At 71.8% G+C, this 14,859-nt stretch carries 19 protein-coding genes; 8 read left to right on the top strand and 11 right to left on the bottom strand.

Annotated features, from left to right (window positions below; all coding sequences use genetic code 11):
* Positions 1–3: 3 nt before the first annotated feature.
* Both OG842_RS17710 and OG842_RS17705 read left to right on the top strand, forming a co-directional pair.
* Complete coding sequence (locus OG842_RS17710) at positions 4–474, top strand: hypothetical protein (protein WP_266730774.1); 471 nt, start codon at positions 4–6, stop codon at positions 472–474.
* On the top strand, positions 471–809 hold the full coding sequence (locus tag OG842_RS17705) for a winged helix-turn-helix domain-containing protein (RefSeq protein WP_266730773.1): 339 nt from the start codon (positions 471–473) through the stop codon (positions 807–809). The genes OG842_RS17710 and OG842_RS17705 overlap by 4 nt, the downstream gene beginning before the upstream one ends.
* On the opposite strand, the gene OG842_RS17700 is transcribed toward OG842_RS17705, so the two are convergent.
* Together OG842_RS17700 and OG842_RS17695 are read right to left on the bottom strand one after the other, a co-directional pair.
* The gene (locus OG842_RS17700; protein WP_266730772.1) at positions 796–1,005 is read right to left on the bottom strand and encodes a DUF397 domain-containing protein; all 210 of its coding nucleotides are present in this window, start codon (positions 1,003–1,005) and stop codon (positions 796–798) included. The two genes, OG842_RS17705 and OG842_RS17700, sit on opposite strands and share 14 nt — an antisense overlap.
* A complete protein-coding gene (locus tag OG842_RS17695; RefSeq protein WP_328512327.1) occupies positions 986–1,828 on the bottom strand; it encodes a helix-turn-helix domain-containing protein in 843 nt (280 codons plus the stop codon). Before OG842_RS17695 ends, OG842_RS17700 begins: the two co-directional genes overlap by 20 nt.
* A gap of 114 nt (positions 1,829–1,942) precedes the next feature.
* Here OG842_RS17695 and OG842_RS17690 point away from each other — a divergent pair, with 114 nt between their 5' ends.
* The 3 genes from OG842_RS17690 (at position 1,943) to OG842_RS17680 (ending at position 3,405) form a co-directional block, all read left to right on the top strand.
* Positions 1,943–2,191, top strand: coding sequence for a hypothetical protein (locus tag OG842_RS17690; protein ID WP_401873616.1), 249 nt, complete (start codon positions 1,943–1,945; stop codon positions 2,189–2,191).
* Positions 2,181–2,414, top strand: a complete 234-nt coding sequence (locus OG842_RS17685; protein ID WP_266730768.1) for a hypothetical protein — start codon at positions 2,181–2,183, stop codon at positions 2,412–2,414. The genes OG842_RS17690 and OG842_RS17685 overlap by 11 nt, the downstream gene beginning before the upstream one ends.
* Positions 2,415–2,559: 145 nt before the next feature.
* Complete coding sequence (locus tag OG842_RS17680) at positions 2,560–3,405, top strand: COG4705 family protein (RefSeq protein WP_328512326.1); 846 nt, start codon at positions 2,560–2,562, stop codon at positions 3,403–3,405.
* Here OG842_RS17680 and OG842_RS17675 read toward each other — a convergent pair.
* Both OG842_RS17675 and OG842_RS17670 read right to left on the bottom strand, forming a co-directional pair.
* Positions 3,386–4,759, bottom strand: coding sequence for a HAMP domain-containing sensor histidine kinase (locus tag OG842_RS17675; RefSeq protein WP_328512325.1), 1,374 nt, complete (start codon positions 4,757–4,759; stop codon positions 3,386–3,388). The two genes, OG842_RS17680 and OG842_RS17675, sit on opposite strands and share 20 nt — an antisense overlap.
* A 53-nt stretch (positions 4,760–4,812) precedes the next feature.
* Positions 4,813–5,487, bottom strand: coding sequence for a response regulator transcription factor (locus OG842_RS17670; RefSeq protein ID WP_266730764.1), 675 nt, complete (start codon positions 5,485–5,487; stop codon positions 4,813–4,815).
* Positions 5,488–5,712: 225 nt separating this feature from the next.
* On the opposite strand from OG842_RS17670, the gene OG842_RS17665 reads away from it, so the two are divergent.
* Positions 5,713–6,261 (top strand): Uma2 family endonuclease, encoded by a 549-nt coding sequence (locus tag OG842_RS17665; RefSeq protein ID WP_328512667.1) that lies wholly within the window; start codon positions 5,713–5,715, stop codon positions 6,259–6,261.
* Positions 6,262–6,335: 74 nt separating this feature from the next.
* Here the strand turns inward: OG842_RS17665 and OG842_RS17660 are convergent, their stop codons facing one another.
* From OG842_RS17660 to OG842_RS17650, 3 genes are all read right to left on the bottom strand, one after another.
* A complete protein-coding gene (locus OG842_RS17660) occupies positions 6,336–7,874 on the bottom strand; it encodes a PTS transporter subunit EIIC (protein WP_266730763.1) in 1,539 nt (512 codons plus the stop codon).
* Positions 7,875–7,922: 48 nt separating this feature from the next.
* Entirely contained in the window at positions 7,923–8,888 is a 966-nt protein-coding gene (gene murQ, locus OG842_RS17655; RefSeq protein ID WP_266730762.1) for an N-acetylmuramic acid 6-phosphate etherase, read from the bottom strand.
* A 108-nt stretch (positions 8,889–8,996) separates the two neighbouring features.
* Positions 8,997–9,914, bottom strand: a complete 918-nt coding sequence (locus OG842_RS17650; RefSeq protein ID WP_266730761.1) for a MurR/RpiR family transcriptional regulator — start codon at positions 9,912–9,914, stop codon at positions 8,997–8,999.
* Positions 9,915–10,057: 143 nt separating this feature from the next.
* Here OG842_RS17650 and OG842_RS17645 point away from each other — a divergent pair, with 143 nt between their 5' ends.
* On the top strand, positions 10,058–10,426 hold the full coding sequence (locus tag OG842_RS17645; RefSeq protein ID WP_266730760.1) for a hypothetical protein: 369 nt from the start codon (positions 10,058–10,060) through the stop codon (positions 10,424–10,426).
* Positions 10,423–10,740, top strand: coding sequence for a DUF4031 domain-containing protein (locus tag OG842_RS17640; protein WP_328512324.1), 318 nt, complete (start codon positions 10,423–10,425; stop codon positions 10,738–10,740). Before OG842_RS17645 ends, OG842_RS17640 begins: the two co-directional genes overlap by 4 nt.
* A gap of 6 nt (positions 10,741–10,746) precedes the next feature.
* Here the strand turns inward: OG842_RS17640 and OG842_RS17635 are convergent, their stop codons facing one another.
* The 4 genes from OG842_RS17635 to OG842_RS17620 form a co-directional block, all read right to left on the bottom strand.
* A complete protein-coding gene (locus tag OG842_RS17635; RefSeq protein ID WP_328512666.1) occupies positions 10,747–11,991 on the bottom strand; it encodes a Cmx/CmrA family chloramphenicol efflux MFS transporter in 1,245 nt (414 codons plus the stop codon).
* 80 nt (positions 11,992–12,071) lie between these two features.
* Complete coding sequence (locus OG842_RS17630) at positions 12,072–12,752, bottom strand: HD domain-containing protein (RefSeq protein ID WP_266730756.1); 681 nt, start codon at positions 12,750–12,752, stop codon at positions 12,072–12,074.
* A 28-nt stretch (positions 12,753–12,780) separates the two neighbouring features.
* Entirely contained in the window at positions 12,781–13,938 is a 1,158-nt protein-coding gene (locus OG842_RS17625) for an endonuclease/exonuclease/phosphatase family protein (RefSeq protein WP_328512323.1), read from the bottom strand.
* A gap of 84 nt (positions 13,939–14,022) precedes the next feature.
* The gene (locus OG842_RS17620; protein WP_328512322.1) at positions 14,023–14,664 is read right to left on the bottom strand and encodes a M15 family metallopeptidase; all 642 of its coding nucleotides are present in this window, start codon (positions 14,662–14,664) and stop codon (positions 14,023–14,025) included.
* Between the last annotated feature and the right edge of the window lie 195 nt (positions 14,665–14,859).

Raw genomic sequence — 14,859 nt, 5'->3', positions numbered from 1 at the left:
CACATGAACGCCGACTTGGCAGCCGAAGCTCTGCAAGGCATCGAGGCGTCCAGGGAGCGGGCCCGCCTCACGGCCGGGCTGACTCCCGCGTGGTATGGCCCCGCGGCGGCCGTGGCTCTGATCGTTCCCGCCCTCGTCGATGCCTGGGCCCAGGGGCGGGGCGGATGGGCGGTGCCCCTGTCCCTGCTGGTCGCGTTCGCGGGCCTGGCCGTACTGGTGGCGCTCGTCAATGTTGTCAGGCGCAGGTCGGGAGTGATGGTGACGCTGCCCTGGTCCGCGCGCCTGCGCAGGGCCGGGGTCCCGCTCCTGATCCTTCTCGCCGCGGGCGGCGCGACGTACGGGCTGTGCCGGCAGTTCGGTGCCGATCAGGCAGTCGGCAAGATCGCGATGTTCGCCGTCCTGGGGCTGGGCGCCTGGGCGGTGTTCGTCGCACGGAACGCGTCGATCAGGCAGAAGCTCCAGGTGGCCGGATGACCGCCGCCTCCCAGCCGGGCGAGCCCGCGATCGACGCGGCGATCAACCACCCCACCCGGCTGACGGTCGTCGCCTTCCTCTCGGCGTGCGACGAGGCCGAGTTCGCCACCGTGCGCAGCAGCTGCCAGGTGTCCGACTCGATGCTCAGCAAGATCGCCTCCGCCCTGGAGGTGATCGGGTACCTCGCCGTCCGCAAGGGCTACGTCGGCAAGCGCCCCCGCACCTGGCTGTCGCTCACCCCGGCCGGGCGGCAAGCCCTGGCGCTGCACATCGCGGCACTCCAGGGCATCGCCGCCACGGCTCGGAAGGCGGGCGCGGAGGCTAGTCGTTCTTGAGGTCCGCGACGAACGACGTCCACGCGGCGGCCCGGAACACGAGCGTCGGGCCGTCGGTCACCTTGGAGTCGCGGACGGGGACGATGCCGGGGTGGCCGTCGGCGACTTCGAGGCAGTCGCCGCCGCTGCCCCCGCTGTAGGAGGACTTGTGCCAAGTCGCGGCGGAAAGGTCGTAGTCAGAACTGCTGATCTTCATGGGCGTAATCCTCCGCCACCGACTCGATCAGGGCCAGGGACGCCTGGGGTGACAATGCGCTGGCCGCCACCAGATCGTAGGTCAGTTCGTGGTGCCTGACGGTCGCCGGGTCGTCGTGCAACGTCCCCGAGCCGAGGCTCTGGAGGTAGGCGAGTGGCGGTGCGTCCCGGAAGGACATCAGCTTGAGCTGGCCTTCCATGGCCATGTGGGCGCCTGCGCTGAACGGCAGCACCTGCACGATGATCCGGTGTTCGCGGGCCAGCTTCAGGATGCGGCGGAGCGCCTCCGCCATCACTGCCGGGCCGCCGACCACTCGGCGTAACACCGTCTCGTCGAGAACTGCCCAGAACAAGGGCGTTGTTGGGTCGGCCAGGACCTGTGCTCGCTCCAGCCGTGCCACGACCAGGTCGTTGATGTCGTCCTCCGGAGCCGTCGGCTGGTAGGCACGGATCACTGCGTGCGCGTACGCCTCTGTCTGCAACAGCCCGGGGATCAGCTGCGGCGCGTACTCCCTGATCGTCTTCGCGAGGGCCTCCGCATCAGCCGCTTCCGCGAAGTGATCCGGGTACTTCGACTTCTTCAGGGCCGCGCAGTTGCGAACGAAGAAGCCTTCCGACTTCAGGATCCCGTCCAGCTTCTCGGCCTGGTCCAACTGCATCCGACGCGTACCGGCCTCCAACTGCCCGATGAAGGAACCGCTTACGAACAGCGGGATGCCCAGCGCCTCCTGCGAGAGGCCCGCGCCCTCTCTTCGGTGGCGGAGTTCCGCGCCGAGCAGGGCGCGTGGCGAGGAGGAGGGGTCGAGCTTCTTGGGCCCCGGCATGACAACTCCCTGTGACACATGTGCGGTTGTTGGTTCTGCGCCTCTTCCAGGTTAGCGACGCGTTGGACACGCTGGGTATGCATTGTCATCACTCAGCGTGGAAAGGAATGGATCATGACGATCAAGGAACGGCGCAGGGCGGCGGAGGGCAGAGTGCGGGCAGCGGAGGACGCGGTGACGCGGTTGAAGGAGGGGTTCTCGGGTGTCGGGATCACGCTGCCATCGCTGCGGATCGACCCGGTGTCATGTGCGGGGAGCGACCCGGGGACGCCGCTGGTGGACCTCGGCCGGTGCAATCTCGACACGGCGCTGAGGCTGAGTGTGGTGCTGGAGGCGCAGGGACTGGCCGGTCATGAACGGTGAAGGGATTGAGGCGTGTGGGCCGGAGCCGGGTTCGTTCGCGGTGGACACCCGGGACGGGCGGGTGGGGCGCGTGATGGGGCGCGTCGGGCCGTACGTACAACTGCGGGCGCCGGGTGGTGGGGCGGAGTGGGACTGCCCGCCGGAGTCGGTGCGCCCGGCGCCGCTGGGGGAGGTGTTGCGGGCCCGGGTCCGGGAGGTCAACAGGGAGGGGAGGCTGCCGTGAAGGCGTCGTTGCGCCGGGCGTGACTCGGCTTTGGATACAGGGAAGGGCGACACCCGGGCCGGGTGCCGCCCTTCGATCGGGGCGATGAGGCCCGGCGGAACGCAGTCAGGAAAATTTCAGGGAGCCCCTGCCAGCGTGCCGTTCCATGACAACCGACACGACGGACACGTACGCACCCGGCGGACGCACGCGGGCGCGGCAGATGTTCAACAAGGTCCCGGAAGTGACCCTCTACTTCTGGGTGATCAAGGTGCTGTGCACCACCGTGGGCGAGACCGCGGCCGATCTGCTCAACGACAACCTCGGCATGGGGCTGACCAACACCTCATACCTGATGAGTGCCCTGCTGGTCGTCACCCTGGTCTTCCAGTTCCGGGCGCGTTCCTACGTACCGGGGCTGTACTGGCTGTCCGTGGTCCTGATCAGCGTGGTCGGCACGCTGATCAGCGACAACCTGACCGACAACCTGGGCGTTCCGCTCCAGACCACGACCGTGGTGTTCGCGGTGGCGCTCGCCGTCACGTTCTTCGCCTGGTACGCGAGTGAGCGGACGCTGTCGATCCACTCGATCCGTACGACACGGCGCGAGGCCTTCTACTGGCTGGCGATTCTGTTCACCTTCGCCCTGGGCACGTCCGCCGGAGACCTGACGGCGGAGAAGCTGAACCTCGGGTACTGGCTCTCCGCGATCGTGTTCGCGGCGCTGATCGCGGCCGTCGCCCTCGCTCACCGCACGCTCGACTTCAACGCGGTGTGGTCGTTCTGGATCGCGTACGTGCTGACCCGGCCGCTCGGTGCCTCGCTGGGCGACTACCTGTCGCAGCCCACGGCGGACGGCGGTCTCGGGCTGGGCACGGTCGGTACCAGTGTCCTGTTCCTCGTCGTCATCCTCGCCCTCGTCCTCTTTCTGACCCGGACCCGGCGCGATGTGGCGCAGGACGACCCCCTGGAGGCGTCCGGCGCACGGAAGCTCAGCCCGTCGGAAGGGTGACGACGAAGCGTGCGCCGGGGGCGGTGGCGTCCAGCGTGATGTCGCCGCCCGCGGCCCTGGCCAGTCGGCGGGCCAGGGCCAGACCGAGTCCCGCGCCGTCGTGTCCGTCCTCGGGGCGGGCGCGGCGGCCGGGTTCGAAGAGCGAGGCGACGAAGTCCGGCGGGACGCCGGGGCCGTCGTCGGACACGTACACCGTGATCTCTCCGGCGCCCGGTGCGCAGGTGAGGGCGACCGACCGGGTCGCGTAGCGGCGGGCGTTGTCCAGGAGTGGCGTCAGGATGCGTTCGGCGACGTCCTCCGAGACGCCGATGGTCACGTCCTGCGTGCCGTCCGTCGTGACGGTCACGGGCGGGGCGTCGGGGAACTGGGCCGCGTTGCGCTGTGCCAGGCGATGCGCGACGTCGGCGAAACGGGAGCGGCCGGGGGTTCGCGTGTTGCGGGTACGGACCTCGGAGAGCAGCGAGTCGCAGATCTGCTGCATGATCGAGGCGGCGCCCGCGATGGCCGCCAGGGAGGTCTGCTGCTGTTCCGCGGTACGGGGCCGTCCGGTGAGCCACTCGGTTTCGGCGGTGATCCGGGCGAGCGGGGTGCGCAGTTCGTGGGACAGCTCGGCGGCCTGCTGCTGCTCGTGGCGCAGGACCGCGGCCAGCCGGTCCAGCAGTGTGTCCAGGCTGGTGGCGAACGCGGCGAGTTCGGCGGGCCTGCCCTCGGCGCCGAACCGTTCCGGGGCGCCCGCGGCGCTCCATCGGGTGGCCTGCTCGCTCATCGCGGTCACGGGGCGCAGGGCCCGCCGTACGACGAGGCGGGTCAGGAGATAGATGGTGGCGAGCAGGAGCAGGGCCAGGGCGATCGAGCCGGCCAGGGCGGTGTCCGCCGTGCTGCGGTAGGGGTCGAGGCTCACCGAGCTGACGACGGTACCGGCCCGTGCGGGCGGGTGTCCCTGCCGGGCGGGGGCGTCGACGGGGAAGGCGTACAGCCGCCATGACCCGGCGCCCCCGGCGTCGGCGAAGGTCCCGGGCCGGCCGGCCAGGTGGGCCGCCCGCGCCTCCAGGCCGGGGGGTGCGGTGGGGGGTTTCTCGATGACCGTGCCGCCCTGGAAGATCCAGACCCCGGCGTCCAGGGCCTGGTCCTCGGCCGGCTCCCGGACGACGAGCCGACCGTCCGGGCGTACGTCCACGGTCGCCGCCACGGCCTCGGCACGGGTGCGCAGGATGTCGTCGGCCTGGCCGTGCAGCCGCTTGTCGAGGGCGAGGTTGAAGACGGTGGTCAGGACGCCGATCCACAGCGCGCCGGTGGCGAGGGCCATCAGGGCGAGGCGGCCGCGGAGGGTCCGGGGGGTGAGGTGGCGCTTCATCGGCTCATCGGTTGTCGGCTCGTCGGCTCATCGGTTGTCGGTTCATGGGGGTCTCAGCTGAAGCGGTAGCCGACGCCCCGGACCGTGCCGATGCCCCGGGGGCTGTCCGACTCGCGGAGCTTGCGGCGCAGGCGGGTCAGGTACTGGTCCAGGGTGTTGTCGCTGACCTGCGCCCCCTCGGGCCAGCCCGCCCGCAGCAGCGTCCGGCGGCGTACCACGGAGCCGGGGTCCGCCATCAGGCACGCCAGCAGGCGGAACTCGGTGGGGGTGAGGGACACGGGCCGGTCGTGGACCGTCAGCTCATGCCGTATCGGGTTCAGCCGCACCGCGCCCGCGTCGTCGGCGAGGGTGCTGCCACGGTGCCCGGCACGGTTCAGGACCGCGCGGACGCGGGCCGCGAGCTCGCTGAGGTGGAACGGCTTGACCAGGTAGTCGTCGCCGCCGGAGGCGAAGCCGGAGAGCCGGTCCGTGAGATTGCCGCGGGCCGTCAGGAAGATCACCGGAACGGTGTGGCCCGCACCGCGCATCGCCTGGCAGACATCGCGCCCGTCGGAGTCCGGCAGCCCCACATCGAGCACGACCGCGTGCACCGACGTGTCGACGGCCTTCAGCGCGGTGGCGCCGTCGGCGGCGGTCACGACGTCGAAGCCCTCGTCACGCAGGCCACGGGCCAGGACATCGCGCAGGCCGTGGTCGTCCTCGACGACAAGAATGCGTGCTGCGGTCACTGGGCCAGTATTACCCGGCCGGAAAAACCGGTACAGAAAGTCGGCGGCGAGGCGGTGGCCCGCGGCGGGCGGAGGGCGCTGCCTTTCTCACGCGATCGTGGGACGCTGATGGGAGCGGCGAACGGCCGTGGCACCGCCGATCTACGCTCCTCCGACAGGCCACAGGAGGAGAGGTCGGCGACGGCCGAGAGCGATCAGGTCTCCGGAGAGCGCCCATGGGGCTATCTGCTGCAGACATGGCGTGAGCTGGACGTGCCCGAGGGGTGGCGCGCCGAGATCGACGGAGGGCGGATCGTCCTGGTGCCGCCGCCGCGCGCACATCACCACGCCATCGTCGACCAAGTGCAGCGCAGGCTTTACGAAGGCATTCCCGAAGCGTGGGGGATCTACCAGGTTCTCGCCGTTCACGTGGCTGCGCTCGGCAAGCTCTACGTGCCGCACCTCGTGGTCATGCCCTCGAAGCTCATCGACGCCGCCGACCCGGAGGTCAACGACCCGATGGATGTGGCGGACGCGCTGCTCATCGTCGAGGTCACCTCGAAGGGCAATGCCCGGGACGACCGGACGAAGAAGTACCGCGCCTATGCGCGGGCGGGCGTGCCGATGTATCTGCTCATCGACCGGTTCGACACGCGTGGGGCGATGGTCACGCTGTTCACGGAGCCCAATGAGGACGGGACGTACGAGCATTCCGACCCGGTGCCGTTCGGGAAGCCGCTCACCCTGCCCGAGCCGTTCGGTACGACGCTGCTCACGGATGAGTTCCCGGTCTGAGCGGTCTGAGCGGACACGGATGAGGGCGACACCCAGGTCGGGTGCCGCCCTCGGTCATGTCCGGGTGCCCGGGGTCAGACCCCGGCCGGTTCCTTCGACGCAGGGGACGCCGGGGACGCCGGGGCGCCCGTTGCGGTGACCGTGGACCCGGCGGGTTCCTGTGAGACGTTGAACTCCGCCAGCAGGTCCTTGCTGAAGCCGAAGAAGTACGTCGCGAGGAACCCGGCGAGGTAGCCGACCAGCAGGCCGCCCCCGTAGATCGCGGCCGTGGTGCCCAGGCCGTGGTTGCCGTCGAGCAGGGGGAACAGGGCCCAGCCGGACGGGCCGATGGCCGTGGAGCCGACCTTGTCGCCGAGCTGGTTGAACAGGCCGATGAAGCCGCCGCCGAACGCGCCGCCCACGCACGCCGTGATGAACGGGCGGCCGAGCGGGAGGCTGACGCCGTAGATCAGGGGCTCACCGACGCCCAGCAGACCGGCCGGGAGGGCGGACTTGATGGTGCGGCGGATCGACTCGTTGCGCGGGAGGCGGAAGTAGACCGCCGCGGCCGCGCCGACCTGGCCGGCGCCCGCCATCGCGAGGATCGGGAGCAGCACGGTGTAGCCCTGCTGCTCGATCAGGGTGGTGTGGATCGGGATGAGCGCCTGGTGCAGGCCCAGCATCACCAGGGGCAGGAAGAGACCGCCGAGCACGAAGCCCGCGCCCGCACCGCCGTTGGAGAGCAGCCAGTCGGCGAACGTACCGATGGCGGTGGAGACCTCGCCGGCCACGTACATCAGGCCGAAGATCGTCACCAGGCCGGAGACCAGGACCGTGAGGGTCGGGGTGACCAGTACGTCCAGTGCCTCGGGCACCCAGCGGCGGCACCACTTCTCCACGTACACCGCGAGCACCGCCGCACCGAGCGCGCCCAGCACACCGCCCTGCCCGGGGGAGAGCTTCTGGCCGAACGCCTCGATGTTCGCGACGCCCGGGAAGACGATGATCGCGGCGACCGCACCGCCCAGGATCGCCGTACCGCCGAACTCCTTCGCCGTGTTGTAGCCGACGAAGACGGCGATCAGCGCCATGAAACCGGACGCCATCGCGGCCAGGGCGGGGGTGACCGAGGTCAGCCAGCCCAGGTTCACCAGCAGGCCGTTGAGGCCGGCGATGATGCCGCAGCCGATGAGCGCCGGGATCAGCGGGACGAAGATGTTCGCGATCCGGCGAAGGAACAGCTTGAACGGGGTGGCGTTCTTCGCCTTCCGGTCCGCCTTCATCGCGGCACCATGGGCGGCCAGCTCGTCCGCCGAGGCGGATGCGGAGGGTTCGGCTTCGCCCGGTTCAGGGGCTGCTGCCCGGCCCTCCGCGCCCTCCTCGACCAGTCGCTCGAACTCCGGCGTGACCCGGGCGACGGTCCCCGGGCCGAGGACGATCTGGTACGTGTCGTCCTCGACCACACCCATGACGGCGGGGACCGCCTTCAGGGCCTCGTCGTCGACGAGGGAGCGGTCGTGCAGACCCAGCCGGAGTCGGGTCATGCAGTGGGCGACGGTGCTGACGTTCGCGGCGCCACCGACGAGCGGAAGGATCGCGGCGGCGGTGGCGCGGTTCTTGTCTTCTGTTGCCATGGTGCGTGGTGCCTTGCTGTGCGGGGGTGCGGGGATGGAGCCGGTGGTTCAGGTGGTGCGGGGGGCGGCGGCGAGGGCGGCGCGGAGATGGCCGCCGGACGCGGTCAGGAGCTCGGCGGCGGTGGGGCCGTCGACCTGGCCGAGGATGGTGAGGATGGCGTTCTTCACCTCGCCGTCGGTCGCGGCGAGGGCGGCCTCGATCTCCTCGTCGGACGCTCCGGTGGCGAGCGAGACGATCCGGCGGGAGCGGGCGCGCAGCTTCTCGTTGGAGGCGCGGACGTCGACCATCAGGTTCCCGTACGTCTTGCCGAGCCGGATCATCGTGATCGTCGAGAGCATGTTGAGGACGAGCTTCTGGGCCGTGCCCGCCTTGAGCCGGGTGGAGCCGGTGAGCAGCTCCGGGCCGACGACGACCTCGATGGCGTGCTCCGCCGCGGCGCCCAGCGCGGAGTCCGCGTTGCAGGAGAGGCCGATGGTCAGCGCGCCCTTGCCACGGGCGTGCTCGACGGCCCCGATCGCGTACGGCGTGCGGCCGGAGGCGGAGATGCCGACCACGGTGTCGTCGGCGGTGAGGTCCAGGGCGTCGAGGTCGGCGGCGGCCAGCTCCTTGCTGTCCTCGGCGCCCTCGACGGCCTTGACCATGGCGCTCGGGCCGCCCGCGATCAGGCCGATGACCTCGGTGGGGTCGGTGTTGAAGGTGGGCGGGCACTCGCTGGCGTCGAGCACGCCGAGCCGGCCGGCGGTGCCCGCGCCCGCGTAGATCAGCCGGCCGCCGCGCGCCATGCGCTCCGCCGTGCCATCGATGGCGGCGGCTATCTCGGGCAGCCGGGCGCCGACGGCGGACGGGACGGACTGGTCCTCGCCGTTCATGATGCGGGCGATCTCAAGTGTGCCGAGCCGGTCGATCTCGGCGAGCTCGGGCCGGAACGCCTCGGTGGTGAGCGTCGCGAGCTGGGCGCGCAGCTCCCCGTAGCCGTCGGAGGCGGTGGGGTCGGCGTCGGTGGTGGAGGTCATGGAGGGCGGCTCTGCTTTCTCGGTCTCGTGCGGTTCAGCGGGTGCGGGGGGTTCGCGGACCGGCGGGCCGGTCAGCGGGTGCGGAGGGATCGCGGATCGGCGGGCCGGTCAGCGCGGGCGTGGGGTGTGGCGGTGGGCCAGGGCTTCGTAGGAGGCGGCGAGGGCCGGTGCGGCCGTCTCGTACGTACGCTGCGCGACGCCTATGAACAGGCAGTCGACGACGAGGAGCTGGCTCGTACGGCTCGACATGGCGGCGGGCCGCAGCTCGCTCTCCCGGGCGGTGGACGTGGTCAGCACGTGGTCGGCGTACTGCGTGACCGGGCCGTCGGGGCGGCCGGTGATCGCGACCGTCGTCGCGCCCCGGTCGAAGGCGACCCGCAGCGGCTCGATCACGTCGACCGTGGAGCCGGAGTGCGTGATCGCGATGGCGACGTCGCCGGAGCGGAGCTGCACGGCGTTGGTCACCGCGAGGTGCGGGTCCGTGTGGGAGTGCGCGATCAGGCCGATGCGGGCCAGCTTCTGCGCGAGGTCCTGGCCGACGAGGGAGGAGGCGCCCACGCCGTAGATGTCGATGCGCCGGGCGGTGGCGGCGGCGGCCACGGCGGCACCGAGCTGGACGGTGTCGAGCCCGGCGGCCGTGTCGGCGAGGGTCTGCTGCTCGTCGTAGGCCAGCTTGGCGACCACGTCGGCGATCGGGTCGTCGACCGCTATGTCGGCCGTGACGGAAGGGGCCCGGCCGGACTGCTGGTGCGCGGCGAGCCCGGCGAGGGCCAGGCGCAGATCGCGATAGCCGGGGTAGCCGAGCAGGCGGGCCGTGCGGACCACGGTCGCCTCGCTGGTGCCGGTGAGCTCGGCGAGACCGGTGACCGTGAGGGCTGCGCAGCCGGCCGGATCACCGGCGACGGCCTCGGCGACGCGCTGCATGGAACGGGTCATGGACGGCGCGAGCGTACGAACCTTGGCCGCGAGGGCCGCCGGGGCGGGCGGGGAGTCGGCGTTGAAACTTTCCTTCAGGTCATGGGTCACATTTGAAAGATATTTTCAACCGGGTTGGCCGTCAACCCCCCCTTCGTCCCGTCTTCACCGGTCCGCGGCCACTCCTTCCGACAGCGCGGAAACGGTGATGGCGGGCGGGCGAGGCGAATTCGCGGGCAGGCGACAATGGGCCCATGGAGATGAACCCCTTGGAACAGGCGCTGCATACGGCCCGTGCGCTGGTCATGGCCGATATCGCCGCAGGTGACGTCGCCGAGGCCGGGATCGTCTCGCTGGTCGAGGACGCGGTGACGCACCGCCGCTGGTGGGTCGAGCAGTGGCCCGACGGTGCCGCGTTCGTGGTGGGCCTCGTCGCCCAGGACGTGCAGGACGCGCTGCTCGAACGGTACGGCCGGTGGCCGCTCTGCCCGGTCTGTGACGCGGGCGACCCGCACGCCCTCGACGTCGAACCCGAACTGGGCCCGGACCCGCACTGGGTGTGCACCAAGGCCGCGGTGGCCGTGGCGCCGGTCGGTTCGCTGAGCGGGATACTGCGGCGGTGACCGTCTACATCGACCCGCCCGAGTGGCCGGGGCACGGGCGGCTCTGGTCGCACCTGGTCAGCGATGTCTCGTTCGAGGAGCTGCACGCCTTCGCGGCGTCCATCGGCTGCCCTCCGCGCGCGTTCGAGCGGGACCACTACGACGTACCGGAGACGCGGTACGAGGACGCGGTGCGGGCCGGGGCCCGGCAGATCGGCTCGAAGGAGCTCGTCCGCCGGATCACGCAGGCAGGGCTGCGGCGGCCCAAGGGGCGGCCCGCACCGGGGCTTCCCGTGCCGGAAAGCCTCGCGCAGGGGCGTCCCGCGCAGGGCTGAGACCGCTCAGGCGGTCGTCGACGGCGCGCACTCCTGAGCCGCGTCCTGAGCAGCGTCCTGCGGCGCGGCGGCCGGGGCGCCCGCCACCAGCCGGGACGACGAGGCGCGGCTGCGCTGCAGCCGCAGCGAGAACACCACGGCCACCAGCGCCAGTACCGTCATCGCCGCCCCGGCCCAGGCGGTCGCCGCGAAACCGAAGTCCGCGTCGATCACCGTGCCGCCCAGCCAGGGGCCGCCGGTGTTGCCCAGGTTGAACGCGGCCGTGGTCGTCGCACCGGCCAGCGTCGGGGCGGCGCCCGCCACGTTGAACATCCGGGCGTTCAGCGCCGGGGCCGTGTAGAACGCCGACAGGCCCAGCAGGAACGAGAGCCCGACCGCCGCGACCTGGTTCGACGCGAACAGGGCCAGCGCGGCCAGGAAGACCGTCGAGGCCGCGATACCGCTCATCAGCACCCCGAAGAGATGCGCGTCCGCGACCCGGCCGCCGATCGTCGTACCGACCAGCGCCCCGATCCCGAACAGCGCCAGCACCGTCGGCACCCAGCCCGAGTCCAGCCCGGCGACATCCGTCAGCAGCGGCGCCAGATAGCTGAACGCGCAGAACACCCCGCCCGCGGCGAGCGCCGTGATCACGATCGACAGCCACACCTGGCGGTCCCGGTAGATGCTCATCTCCTGCTTCAGCCGGGGCTTCTGCTCCGGCAGCGGGATGCGCGGGATCAGCGTCGTCACCCCGACCAGCGCCACGGCGGACGCCGCGCCCACGGCCCAGAACGCCGACCGCCAGCCGAAGTTCTCACCGAGGAACGCGCCCAGCGGCACGCCCAGCACATTGGCGATCGAAAGACCGCCGATCATCACGGCCATCGCACGGGCCCGCGAGTTCACCGGCACCATCGCGATGGCGACGGCCGCCCCCACCGCCCAGAACCCGGCACAGGCGAACGCGCTCACCACCCGCGACGCGAAGAGCACCTCGTACGTCGGGGCCAGCGCGCCCGCGACCTGACCGAGGCCGAAGACGGAGATCAGGGCGATCAGCGTGGTGCGGCGCGGCAGCCGGAGCGTGGCCACGGCGAGCAGCGGGGCGCCGATCACCATGCCGATCGCGAAGGCGGATATGAGGAGTCCGGCACGGGGTATCGACACGTTCATGTCGTCGGCGATGGGCGGCAGCAGCCCGGAGAGCATGAATTCGCTGGTTCCCAGGGCGAAGACCGAGAGACCCAGGATGTACACGGCCAGGGGCATGCGGGAGCGGCGAGCGGCAGAGTCGGGCATGACAGCTGCCAACAGCGGCCACGTCCCCGGCATTCCCCGGCCGCCGCGGGTCAGTGGCTGAGCAGCTCCAGTTCGGTCATCAGGTTCTGCCGGGCCCGCGGCTCCCAGTGCTCCGCCCCGTACGGCGTACGGAACAGCCGCGGCAGCCCGAGCAGCTGGCGCAGTACCGTCGCCCGCCCCTCCTGGAACGCGTCGTCGGGCACGAAGCCGTACTCCTCGCGCACCTGCGCCGCGTAAGCCGCGTACTGGCCCGGGGGCGCCGCGAGAATGGCCAGATCCGCGTCGCAGAGCACCTCGCCGTCGCTGTCGCCGTCCGCCGGGTCGTGGGTGACGGTGAGCCGTACGAGCCGGGCCACCTCAGCCGTGACCCCGTCCGGCACACCGGCCTCCGCGAGGGCGCGCTCGGCCAGCGCGGCGCTGCGCTCCTCGTTCTCGGACCGGTCGGGCCGGTACACCGCGTCGTGGAACCAGGCGGCGAGGCGCACCGCGTCCGGGTCGGCCGCGTACCCGGCGAGCGTGTCGACGTGATCGAGCACCGCGACCAGGTGCGCGGTGGTGTGGTATCGGCGCTGCGGCTCGGCCCAGCGCGCCAGGAGGTTGTCGGCGTACGGCAGCGGGTCGGGGCCGGGGGCGCCGGCCCGCGCACCGACGAGCGCCGTCCGCCAGCGCTCGCGGAGGGAGTCGTCGTGCCCCGCGCCGAGGGCACCGTTCGCACGCGAGCTGTCGGTCATGGGACCGACCCTAAGGGCTCGCCCCGCGCTACGTCCTGAGCGCGGCGGCGACGGGACGGTGGTCGCTGCCGGTGGCGGGGAGGGTCCAGGCGTCGGTGGGGGTGACATCCCGGACGAGGATGTGGTCGACCCGGGCGATCGGGAAGGCCGCGGGCCAGCTGAAGCCGAAGCCGCTGCCCGCCTCGTCCTCGACCGAGGTCAGCCGGGACATCAACGGGGCGAGGCGGCGGTCGGTGGTGGCGCCGTTGAGGTCGCCCAGCAGGAGGACCTTCTTCTGCCGCTCGTGGTCGAGCATGCGGTCGAGGGCGGTGAGGGCCGCGTCGCGCCGCCCGATCGTGAAGCCGGCGGCGCCGACGCGTACCGAGGGCAGGTGGACCACGTAGACGGCGAGCGGGCCGTCCGGCGCCTGGACCCGGGCGCGCAGGGAGCGGCTCCAGCCGGGGTCGATGGTGACGCGGCGGGATTCGGCGAGGGGGTAGCGGCTCCACAGGGCGACGGTGCCGATGTGCACGGAGTGGGGGAGCCGGCGGTCCAGTACCTCGCGGTAGGCAGGCAGGGCGTCGTCGGTGATCTCTTCCAGGGCGACCAGGTCGGGGTCGGCGGCCAGCAGCGTACGGGCGGTCGCGGTGGGGTCGGGGTTGGTGGCGCCGACGTTGTGGGTGACCACGGTCAGGTTCGGCTTCGTGTCGCTCTCTCCGCCGAGGAACAGGGGTCCGAACACGCCGATCCACACGGCCCCCAAGAGAAGGGCGGCGATGACGGCCGGTACCGACCTGCGGAGCAGGGCGGTCAGGAGCAGCGCCGGTACGACCAGGCCGGTCCAGGGCAGCAGGGTTTCGAGCAGGCTGCCGATGTTGCCCGGCCGGTTGGGCACGAGCGGGTGGCCGACCATCAGGAGCGCCGCCCCCGCCGCGACGGCGCTCGTGGTCCAGCCCGTACGGAGCACCGGGCCGCACCGGCGCAGGAGCCGCCCCGGCCGGTCCGGTTCGCGCGGTGGCCGGTCCGGTTCCTGCCGTGCCGGGGCGTGCGGGGGATCGGCCGTCGGCCCGGGGCCGGCGGCCGGCGGTCCGGTCGGTCGGGGGTGGGCGGGGTCGGAGCAGCCGGCCGGGCCGGAGAGATCTGTGGGGTCGGAGAATCCGCCTCCGATGTACACATCCGGATAGGGGTCCTCGCGCAGATCGGCCATGACATGTCCTTCGGAAGCAGGGAGGGGGGAGGGGCGCGGCAAGGGCCCACGGGCTTGAAACGCGCGCCGCCGGCGCAGCGCCGGTCAGCCGGCGGCGTCGGTCCGTGGCGTCGGGCAGTGGCCGCCAGGGCTGGTCAGCAGCTCGAAATGCCACATCTCGTTGTTGTAGACCTGGCACAGGCCGTAGTCGGCGCCGTTGCGGATGAGCCAGTCGTCGGCATCGGTGGGGCCGATGTCGACGGCCTTCCCGGACACGTGGGTCGACTTCTCCGGGGTGTTCACGAACTGCCGCGCCTTCTTTGCGCTTCCGTACTTCTGGATGCCCTCGTCCAGCAGGCGCTGCTGGTGTTCCTTGCTGCGCCACCCCGAGGTGACCCGGAATTCGATGCCGTCCCCGCGGGCGTCCCGGGCCGCCTTCTGCACGGCCTTCAGCAGGTTCTTGTCCAGCCGGTCGATGGCCGGGTACCGGGTGTCGAAGGGCGTGAGGTGACGGTCCTGCGGGATGTCGCCGCCGTCGGTGCTCTCCGGTGCGACCCGCGCCGTTGCCGCGCCGCGCAGCCCCCGGTCCGCCGTCGCGACGGCCCGCGCGGCCGGTTCGCTCCGGGCCGTCATGCCCCATGCCGCCGCGAGCCCCAGCACCGCGACCGCGCACACCCCTGCCGCCGTCCGGACGGGGAAGCGGCGCGCCGCCGTGACGGAAGGGTTCGCTGCCGGGTCGTCGTGCATGGTGGCCTCCGGAAATCTCGGTCGGGGCGGGCGGCGGGTGCCGCGGGCCGATGCACCGAGTGAAGAGCGGGCCGTGTTGTGGGACCGTCTCGATTTCCCCATACGTTTTCGATAGGCCCGGAGCGCTACGTTTTCGATGGGCCCGGCCTGATCCACGCGAGAGGTCCGGGGTGAAAAGCAGAGCAGGAGAGGCCG

It is taken from the genome of Streptomyces sp. NBC_00376 (assembly GCF_036077095.1).
GTDB lineage: Bacteria > Actinomycetota > Actinomycetes > Streptomycetales > Streptomycetaceae > Streptomyces.
The sequence above is the reverse complement of the archived record's forward strand: the minus strand, read 5'-3'. Positions and strand labels throughout refer to the sequence as shown.

What these genes read in the sequence shown, in the direction of transcription:
- OG842_RS17625 (WP_328512323.1), bottom strand. Translation starts at nt 13,938, where the DNA reads ATGGCCGATCTGCGCGAGGACCCCTATCCGGATGTGTACATCGGAGGC.
- OG842_RS17710 (WP_266730774.1), top strand. Translation starts at nt 4, where the DNA reads ATGAACGCCGACTTGGCAGCCGAAGCTCTGCAAGGCATCGAGGCGTCC.
- OG842_RS17690 (WP_401873616.1), top strand. Translation starts at nt 1,943, where the DNA reads ATGACGATCAAGGAACGGCGCAGGGCGGCGGAGGGCAGAGTGCGGGCA.
- OG842_RS17700 (WP_266730772.1), bottom strand. Translation starts at nt 1,005, where the DNA reads ATGAAGATCAGCAGTTCTGACTACGACCTTTCCGCCGCGACTTGGCAC.
- OG842_RS17645 (WP_266730760.1), top strand. Translation starts at nt 10,058, where the DNA reads ATGGAGATGAACCCCTTGGAACAGGCGCTGCATACGGCCCGTGCGCTG.
- OG842_RS17630 (WP_266730756.1), bottom strand. Translation starts at nt 12,752, where the DNA reads ATGACCGACAGCTCGCGTGCGAACGGTGCCCTCGGCGCGGGGCACGAC.
- OG842_RS17620 (WP_328512322.1), bottom strand. Translation starts at nt 14,664, where the DNA reads ATGCACGACGACCCGGCAGCGAACCCTTCCGTCACGGCGGCGCGCCGC.
- OG842_RS17705 (WP_266730773.1), top strand. Translation starts at nt 471, where the DNA reads ATGACCGCCGCCTCCCAGCCGGGCGAGCCCGCGATCGACGCGGCGATC.
- OG842_RS17660 (WP_266730763.1), bottom strand. Translation starts at nt 7,874, where the DNA reads ATGGCAACAGAAGACAAGAACCGCGCCACCGCCGCCGCGATCCTTCCG.
- OG842_RS17695 (WP_328512327.1), bottom strand. Translation starts at nt 1,828, where the DNA reads ATGCCGGGGCCCAAGAAGCTCGACCCCTCCTCCTCGCCACGCGCCCTG.
- OG842_RS17635 (WP_328512666.1), bottom strand. Translation starts at nt 11,991, where the DNA reads ATGCCCCTGGCCGTGTACATCCTGGGTCTCTCGGTCTTCGCCCTGGGA.
- OG842_RS17675 (WP_328512325.1), bottom strand. Translation starts at nt 4,759, where the DNA reads ATGAAGCGCCACCTCACCCCCCGGACCCTCCGCGGCCGCCTCGCCCTG.
- murQ (WP_266730762.1), bottom strand. Translation starts at nt 8,888, where the DNA reads ATGACCTCCACCACCGACGCCGACCCCACCGCCTCCGACGGCTACGGG.
- OG842_RS17680 (WP_328512326.1), top strand. Translation starts at nt 2,560, where the DNA reads ATGACAACCGACACGACGGACACGTACGCACCCGGCGGACGCACGCGG.
- OG842_RS17685 (WP_266730768.1), top strand. Translation starts at nt 2,181, where the DNA reads ATGAACGGTGAAGGGATTGAGGCGTGTGGGCCGGAGCCGGGTTCGTTC.